Raw genomic sequence first — 6,744 nt, 5'->3', positions numbered from 1 at the left:
GCGCCGCCTTGGCTGCGTCCGTAAAGAATTGACGACGGACTTGGAGCAAGGCAAATCGTGGAGGGAGTATATAAAATATAAAAATTTTATGGTTAGTCCGAGCTTTATCGTCGCAAATAACGACGGCGACGTAACCTTCGAGGCGCAATACACCTTCGACAACGCATGGCGCGTACCCGACAGGATGCCGACAAAGACCGAATACGACAAGCTCGGAATCGACTATAAAAAAGGCTTTTCTCACGAGGGCGACTTCGTAGAAGATAGACTGCACTTCTTGCGCACCGAGCTAAACGCCGAAATTTTAAAGGATATGAATCTGAAATGGGTGTTTGGCTACCGAAAAGCGTATCAAAATTTCGACCACTATTTCGGCGGAACGGCAGTCGGAACTAATCTAGAGCAAAATTACGCCAAGCAAAAGACCGATAATACCACGCTTTCAAATACTTTTACGTTAACTTACGCGCTGGAATTCGAGCGTATTAAGCACAATCTAGCCTTTGGCTACGATAACAGTATAGAAAAGCGCTTGCCGAAGCTTTGGTATCGCAGAGGCTATACCGTTTTAATAAACCCGCATGCGTCTAGAAGTAGCTGGCGCTCGCCTAGAAACGCGCCTTTTTCTAACGATAACGAGCATAAAGCGGTAAATAACGGCGTATTTTTCGAGGATTTAATAAGCCTTGACGATAAGTATAGATTGCTTTTAGGCGGAAGATTTGATTTTTATAAATTTAAATCGACTAACAAACTAAACGGCAAAACAAATGAATACGACGGAGACGCGTTTAGTCCGCGAGTGGGTATCTTGTGGGATTTTACAGACGAGCATACGGCTTACGCCTCTTATTCGCAAAGCTTTGCGCCTTACGGCGGACGCGGCATGATAAGTATAGACGTAAATAGCGATCCCGCGACCTTTGACGCTAAACCGCAAAATAATATCCAATACGAAGTAGGAATAAAAAGCAACTGGGCGAATAAATTTAGTACGAATTTAGCCGTTTTTGAAATTCAGCACAAAAATATCCGCTACCGACCGGATCCTACTAACGAGCCTAATACTTGGGCGCTACGAGGTAAAGAGCGAAGTAGGGGCGTGGAGCTAAGCGTGTTAGGACAAATTTACGATAATTGGTACCTAAGAAGCTCGCTTGGATACATGGTCGCAAAAATTATAAGCGATAAATCTAAGCCGTTAAACGTAGGATTAGAGCTTAATAATACCAGCCGCTGGCAGGGCAACGTATTTTTAAGATACGCGCAAGGTCAAAAATGGTATGCGGAGGCGGGAGTTACGGGATACTCTAAACGATACTATTATGATACTAGAAATACGCCCGTTACTAGCAATCATCTCGGCGGCTTTGCGAGATTTGACGTAAGCGCCGGGTATAATATCACCGATAAAGCCCAAGTAACGCTAGCAATAAACAATCTCTTTGATAAAAAATACTGGCGTTCAGACTCAAGGCCAGGCGACGAGAGATCGTTTATGCTAAATTTAAATTACAACTTCTAAACGCGCTAGCGTAAATTTTAAGGACTCTAAAATTTCGGCTAAATTTTAGAGTCTTGTCCGTCTCTTGACCCATATCATTATTTTAAAATTTCGGTTAGGATAAAATCCGTCCTAAATTTTTGAAAAGGAGTAAATAATGGGTGAATACAAAAAATATTGGCTCGCGCTAGTCGGCGTATTAGTCGTATGTTTTAGTATTTTGGGCTACTACGGCATCGAAGTTTATAGACAGTCGCCTCCGACGGTAAGCTTTGTCGACGAAAACGGTAAGGTTTTTATCGAGCAAGAAAGCATCTATAAAGGCCAAGAAGCCTGGCAAAGCATTGGCGGTATGCAAGTAGGCTCGGTTTGGGGGCACGGAGCGTATCAAGCGCCCGATTGGAGCGCAGACTGGCTTCATAAAGAGTTAGTCGCGTTTTTGGAAATTAAATCAAACGAGCTTTTTAACGCTAAATACGATAGTCTAAACGACGCGCAAAAAGCGCAGCTAAAAGCGATATTGAAAAAAGAATACCGCACCAATACGCTTGAAAACGGCGTTATCAAATTAAGCGCGGACCGAATAAAGGCTATTAACGTCGTTCGCGCGGAGTACGATTCTTTATTTGGTAACGATCCGAAATTTAAAGAACTTCGCGAAGCCTACGCTATGAAAGATAATACGCTCGCGGGCGCTAGCGATAGAGCTAATCTAAACGACTTTTTCTTTTGGTCGGCTTGGGCTACGGCTACTAATCGCCCGAATAGCGACGCGACTTACACGAATAACTGGCCGCACGAGCCGCTAATAGACAACGTACCGACTACCGAAAACGTATTTTGGACGATCGTTAGTATCGTGATTTTACTTACGGGTATCGGCTTGCTAGTTTGGTTTTCGAATTTCTACGGCAAGCACGAAGAAGAGAGCGACAAGCCGGCCCCTATCAAAGAAGATCCGCTTCGCGCGCTTGCGCTTACGCCTAGCCAGAAGGCTCTTGGAAAATACGTATTTATCACGCTTGCACTATTCGTATTTCAGGTATTAATAGGTGGCTTTACGGCTCACTACACTGTAGAGGGTCAGGAATTTTACGGCATAAATTTATCTCAGATCATTCCTTACTCTTTGGCTAGGACTTGGCATATCCAAGCTAGTATTTTCTGGATCGCTACGGGCTTTTTGACCGCGGGACTTTTCCTTGCTCCGATTATTAACGGCGGCAAAGATCCGAAATTTCAAAAGTTGGGCGTGGATCTGCTTTTCTACGCGCTTCTTTTCCTAGTCGTAGGTAGCTTCATCGGCGAATATATGGCGATCGCGGGCAAAATGGAGATCGGTATGAGCTTCTGGCTGGGTCACCAAGGATACGAGTATTTAGAGCTAGGTAGAATTTGGCAGCTAATCCTTTTCGTGGGCCTAGTTATATGGATGGTACTAGTGCTTCGCGGATTCGTAGGCGGGTTTAAAGCGGGCGGAGATAAAAACTTGCTTGCTATTTTCACTGCTTCCACGATCGCTGTCGGCTTATTTTACGGCGCGGGACTATTCTACGGACAAAGAAGCCCGATCCCTGTAATGGAATACTGGCGCTGGTGGGTCGTTCACCTTTGGGTCGAAGGATTTTTCGAGGTATTCGCGACTGCTTCGCTTGCGTTCGTATTTGCTAGCCTCGGACTAGTCGGTAAGAGATTTGCGACATATACGGCGATTGCTAGCGGTAGTATTTTCCTAATCGGCGGAATTCCGGGTACCTTCCATCACCTATATTTTGCGGGTACGACTACTCCGATAATGGCCGTGGGCGCTAGTTTCTCGGCTCTTGAAGTAGTTCCTTTGGTTCTTTTAGGCGCCGAGGCGTTTGAGCATTATAAATTGCAATTTGCGCAAACTTGGGCTAAAACGCTTAAATGGCCGCTTTACTGCTTTATCGCGGTTGCGTTTTGGAATATGCTGGGCGCGGGCGTGTTCGGCTTCCTTATTAACCCGCCGTTAGCGCTATTTTATATCCAAGGCCTAAATACTACGCCGGTTCACGGACACGCCGCGCTATTTGGCGTCTACGGCTTTTTGGCGCTGGGCTTCGTGTTGCTTGCCGCGATTTATCTATTTAAAGACAAGCAATTCGACGAAGGGCTAATGAAGATCGGCTTCTGGTCGCTAAACTGGGGCTTGATGCTAATGATTTTACTATCGCTGCTTCCTATCGGAATGTTCCAGGCGTTTGCCGCGATCGACGTGGGAATGTGGTACGCAAGAGGCGCTGAGTATTTACAGCAGCCGTTCTTGCAAGATTTACGCTGGTTGCGATTAATCGGCGATACGATCTTAATTATCGGCGCGGTTTGCTTCTTTATACAAATTTGCAAATTCGTATTCGGTAAAAACAGAAACAACGCGGCTTAATTTACGGGGCGGTCTTTGATCGCCCTAACTTTTAAATTTTAACTCCATTACTAAAACTAGCGCTCTGAAAATTTTCTCATAATTTAATCGCGAAACATCTTTTAAATTTTTAATCTTTATTTTTTCAAATTTACGCCGTTGTATTTAGACGATTAAAAGCGCGTTCGCGTCTAAATTTAGCTCGGCGGCGATTTGCTTAAAGTTCCATCGCCGAAAGAGGCGACTGGCATATCTATCTCGCGAAACGGCGCGAAATTTATAAACGACGCAGAGCTTAAATTTTACGCCGTATTTTTAGGCATCTACTGCGGGTAGGGCGCAAGAATTACGAGATTTTATTTTTACCCTTTAGAATTTAGGTTAAATTTTGCGATTTTAAGGCTGAAATTTAGATTTATCGCGCAGTTAAGCTTTTCGCGGTAAAATACGCAAAATTTTAAAAAGGATGCTTTTGATTAAAAAAATCGCGAAATACGGACTGATTTTTATCGTTCTCGTCGCGCACGCGGCGCTCGGACTTTTGGTTAGCTACGCCTTTCCGCACTACGACGAGGTTTATATCACGGGCGGCGAGGTCAAGCGCATGGATAAAGACGGATTCATTGGCGCGGACAACCCGGCAGACGGACCGACGCGCGACGTGTATTTTATTTATACCAAAAGCGTAAGCGGCGAGAAAACCATGCCGTACCGAAACGAAGATACGCGTTGGGGATTTCCGTTTTATTTTAAGTTTAACTCCGCGGACTTACAGGCAAAGGCGGTCAGCTATGCAAGCGCGCCTACTCCCGTGCACGCACAGCTAAAATTTTACGGCTGGCGGATCGCGATGTTTGATGCGTTTAGAAACGTAACGTCTATTAAGGAGCTAGCAAACGACGATACGCGCGCCAATCCGATCGTTTCGTGGGTGTTTTACGCGCTGCTGACGTTTTCGTTTTTTATCTGCTTAGCGCTGGTTAGAGGGTTTTTTAACCCGCAAAAAAGCTTTTAATGCGCCCTCTGTGCTGCTCGGTATTTCCGCACGGACTAAATTTTGCGGCAAGTTTTGAGAGATTGCCGCAAATTTATGCTTCCGTAAAATTTGCCGAAATTTACGCCGAATTTTTAGTCAAATAGCGTCTTTTCGTAAAGCATAGCTTCGATTTTAGGCGGATAGCGTCTATAAATTTTACCGTCCAAGGTTTTGCCGTTTGCTTCTTTGCTTCTCAAAACCCCGTCCTCGCCGTATGCGCCCCATTGGTGAAAGTAAAACGCTACGCCTTGTTCGTTGCAAGCGCGTAAGATTTCGCGCGCCCACTCGGGCTTCATCGCCCGCGCGTTTATCCCGCTTTCGCCGCCTACGACGACCCAGTCGATGCCGCGCAGATCGAGTTTACCCAAAGACTCTACGAGCGGCTCGCACGAGAGCCATTTTACGCTTGCGTTTATATCTCTTATTAGCTCGATGCGGTCTTTGCGGCGGGTGCACTCGACCGTCGCGCCTAGCCAGAGATTAGGCGGGATGGGACGGGTCGAAAAATATTCGCGCATACGCTGCGGGCGTTTGGTTAGGATTTGGAATTGATGCCGCGGGGAGCGCTCTACGATGCATAAAATTTTATCTAAAAACTCGCGCGCGATTTGCTCGTGAAATAGATCGCTCATCGAATTTACGAAATAAATCGTCGGCGTTTTATTATTAAGCGGCTCGGCTAGGCGCTGCGGTAGCATTTTAAACGCAAAACCATCTTTATAAATTTCGCTTCCTAGTCTTTGTAAGCGAAGCGCAAAAGCTTGCGCATAGCAGTTTAGGCAGCCTTCGCTGATCTTAGAGCAGCCGATCGTCGGATTCCAACTTTTAAATGCAAATCTAAGCTTGGGCATTAAAATTTCGTTTAGTTCCGCCTGAGCGTAAATTTATGCGGACAAGCAAGCGATAGGCGCTAAAATTCGAGGCGCAAAATTTTGTAGATAGAACTTCAAAGCGGTAAAATTTAGGAGGTTTTAGTAAAGTCATTGTTAAGCACGGTTTTAGGGCGAGCCGTAGCTCGCCGCGATTTTAATAAAGTCCGAATTTCCCGTCGGAGCGTTTGTATATGACGCGCATTTTGGCGTCTATGTCGTTAAATACGTAAAACTGCATATCGCTATTTTTTAGTTTTTCCAACGCTTCTTCGATTTCAAGCGGTTTATAAAGCTCTAATTCCATAGGTACGATTTCATCTACGCCGTCGATTATCTCGCTTATTTCGCCGATTCGCGAGCGCGCTTCTTTTGCGTCGTCTTTGCCTTTGACGGTCGTCATTTTGTCGTGCTCTCGGCGTAAAATTTTAGACGCTCGCTCTACGGCAAGATCGATGGCGGCGTATAAATCTTTGTCTTTGTGGCTAATTACGACGGTCTCTTTTCGCGCTAAATTTAGCGACAGATCGACGTTAAAGCCTTTTTTGCCGTTTTTCTCGTCCGCCGAGACGACGCATCTGGTCGAAATAATATCAAGATTGTATTTTCCGAGCGTTTCAAATGCGTTTTGGATGTAGCTTTTGATAGGCTCGGTTAGCTCGAATTGTTTTCCTACGATACTTGCGTTCATCGCGTCTCCTTTGTATGAAAGTGACGCGATTATAACATAAAAGCGCTGAAATTTAGAGCTTTTGGATAGTGCGCTTGTGGAAGCTTATAGGGGTGGGGGTTACGTTAGGAACGGATTTTACGAATACGTCAAGCATTACGATTCCGTTTTCGTTGCCGGACATAGATTCTACTCTACTTCCGGTGCAATCATCGGTAGTATTAGGTATATCTATTTCTCCAAAGTATTTTATATCTACCCTATAAGTTAGGATAGGTC

At 45.2% G+C, this 6,744-nt stretch carries 7 protein-coding genes and 1 pseudogene; 5 read left to right on the top strand and 3 right to left on the bottom strand.

The window, feature by feature from the left end:
• The 5 genes from QZ147_RS07675 to QZ147_RS07655 form a co-directional block, all read left to right on the top strand.
• On the top strand, positions 1-1,525 hold a 1,525-nt coding region (locus QZ147_RS07675; RefSeq protein ID WP_295148910.1), incomplete at its 5' end, for a TonB-dependent receptor.
• A 136-nt stretch (positions 1,526-1,661) separates the two neighbouring features.
• Positions 1,662-3,911 (top strand): nitric-oxide reductase large subunit, encoded by a 2,250-nt coding sequence (locus QZ147_RS07670; protein WP_295148908.1) that lies wholly within the window; start codon positions 1,662-1,664, stop codon positions 3,909-3,911.
• Positions 3,912-4,103: 192 nt separating this feature from the next.
• A complete protein-coding gene (locus QZ147_RS07665) occupies positions 4,104-4,226 on the top strand; it encodes a hypothetical protein (RefSeq protein ID WP_295148906.1) in 123 nt (40 codons plus the stop codon).
• A 136-nt stretch (positions 4,227-4,362) separates the two neighbouring features.
• Complete coding sequence (locus tag QZ147_RS07660) at positions 4,363-4,905, top strand: DUF1523 family protein (RefSeq protein WP_295148904.1); 543 nt, start codon at positions 4,363-4,365, stop codon at positions 4,903-4,905.
• Positions 4,905-5,030, top strand: a complete 126-nt coding sequence (locus QZ147_RS07655) for a hypothetical protein (protein ID WP_295148902.1) — start codon at positions 4,905-4,907, stop codon at positions 5,028-5,030. Before QZ147_RS07660 ends, QZ147_RS07655 begins: the two co-directional genes overlap by 1 nt.
• Here the strand turns inward: QZ147_RS07655 and QZ147_RS07650 are convergent.
• The 3 genes and pseudogenes from QZ147_RS07650 to QZ147_RS07640 form a co-directional block, all read right to left on the bottom strand.
• On the bottom strand, positions 5,019-5,777 hold the full coding sequence (locus QZ147_RS07650) for a phage Gp37/Gp68 family protein (protein WP_295148901.1): 759 nt from the start codon (positions 5,775-5,777) through the stop codon (positions 5,019-5,021). The genes QZ147_RS07655 and QZ147_RS07650 overlap by 12 nt on opposite strands.
• A 175-nt stretch (positions 5,778-5,952) precedes the next feature.
• Positions 5,953-6,486, bottom strand: coding sequence for a ribosome-associated translation inhibitor RaiA (gene raiA, locus QZ147_RS07645; protein WP_295148899.1), 534 nt, complete (start codon positions 6,484-6,486; stop codon positions 5,953-5,955).
• A gap of 52 nt (positions 6,487-6,538) precedes the next feature.
• Positions 6,539-6,744 (bottom strand): annotated as a pseudogene (locus QZ147_RS07640) (hypothetical protein); the annotation flags it as partial.

It is taken from the genome of uncultured Campylobacter sp., assembly GCF_905371695.1.
Taxonomy (GTDB): Bacteria; Campylobacterota; Campylobacteria; order Campylobacterales; family Campylobacteraceae; genus Campylobacter_A.
This window is presented reverse-complemented; position numbering and strand designations above follow the sequence as displayed.

Bases quoted from the DNA above. Each gene is read 5' to 3' on its own strand.
- raiA (WP_295148899.1), bottom strand. From the start codon at position 6,486: ATGAACGCAAGTATCGTAGGAAAACAATTCGAGCTAACCGAGCCTATC.
- QZ147_RS07670 (WP_295148908.1), top strand. From the start codon at position 1,662: ATGGGTGAATACAAAAAATATTGGCTCGCGCTAGTCGGCGTATTAGTC.
- QZ147_RS07650 (WP_295148901.1), bottom strand. From the start codon at position 5,777: ATGCCCAAGCTTAGATTTGCATTTAAAAGTTGGAATCCGACGATCGGC.
- QZ147_RS07655 (WP_295148902.1), top strand. From the start codon at position 4,905: ATGCGCCCTCTGTGCTGCTCGGTATTTCCGCACGGACTAAATTTTGCG.